The 1,109-nt window shown below is 64.9% G+C and carries 1 pseudogene; it reads right to left on the bottom strand.

What is annotated here, in order from left to right:
* A pseudogene (locus KVT39_RS38060) lies at window positions 1-1,109 on the bottom strand (hemagglutinin); the annotation flags it as partial.

Here is a 1,109-nt window from a genome sequence, read left to right on the forward strand (position 1 = left end):
CGAGCTGTTTGCCGACGACAAGCCCGTCGAAGTCGAGGTGGACAACGACGTGATCGAGCTATTCGCCGACGACAGACCGGTCGAGGTCGAGGTGGACAACGACGTGATCGAGCTGTTCGCCGACGAGAGGCCCGTCGAGGTCGAGGTGGACAACGACGTGATCGAGCTATTCGCCGACGACAGACCGGTCGAGGTCGAGGTGGACAACGACGTGATCGAGCTGTTCGCCGACGAGAGGCCCGTCGAGGTCGAGGTGGACAACGACGTGATCGAGCTATTCGCCGACGACAGACCCGTCGACGTCGACGTGGACAGCGACGAAATGGCACTGGTCGCGGTACCAACCTGTTGGGCAACCGAATAAAGCTGGCTGCCGTTGATCGCGTCGGTACTGGTCTGCGTCACCTGGCCGGCGGCGACGTTGGTGATTTGTCGCTCGTTGCCCGGGCTGCCGACGCTGACGGTGCCGACTGGCGCGGCGCCTGCGAATCCACCGAACGTGACACCGTTGACGGTCGCGCTGCTAGTGGGATTGGCCGCGGCGGTCTGCGAGTTGGCGCCGAGCGCGACGGAATTGTTGGTGCCGGCGGTGGCACCGCTGCCGATGGCGACGGCGTCGGTGCCGGTCGCGACGCTGTCGGCACCGGTCGAATTCGCGTGGAAGTACTTGATGCCTTGGCTGTTGATGTTGTTGATCGCCGAGCCGACGCTGTTGGCGGTCGACGTCGTGCCGTTCGCGTTGTAGGTCGTATACGCCGGCGCGGAGACCGTCCCGGTCGTCGGGTCGTACGTGGAGCCGCCGCCAAGTGCCGACGCCGTGCTGTTGCCGAGGTTGTCCGTCTTGGTCGTGACCGTGCTCAGGCCGGTCGACAGCGAGCCGATCGAGCTATTGGCCGACGAGAGGCCGGTCGAGGTCGAGGTCGACAGCGAGCTGATCGAACTGTTGGCCAAGGACAGGCCGGTCGACGTGGAAGTCGACAGCGACGACACCGAGCTGTTGGTCGAGCTCAGGCCGGTGGACAGCGAGCTGATGCCGGTCGAGGTCGAGGTCGACAGCGAGCTGATCGAACTGTTGGCCAAGGACAGGCCGGTCGACGTGGAAGTCGACA

The sequence above is a fragment of the Burkholderia sp. GbtcB21 genome (assembly GCF_019091065.1).
GTDB classification, from domain to species: Bacteria; Pseudomonadota; Gammaproteobacteria; order Burkholderiales; family Burkholderiaceae; genus Burkholderia; species Burkholderia pyrrocinia_C.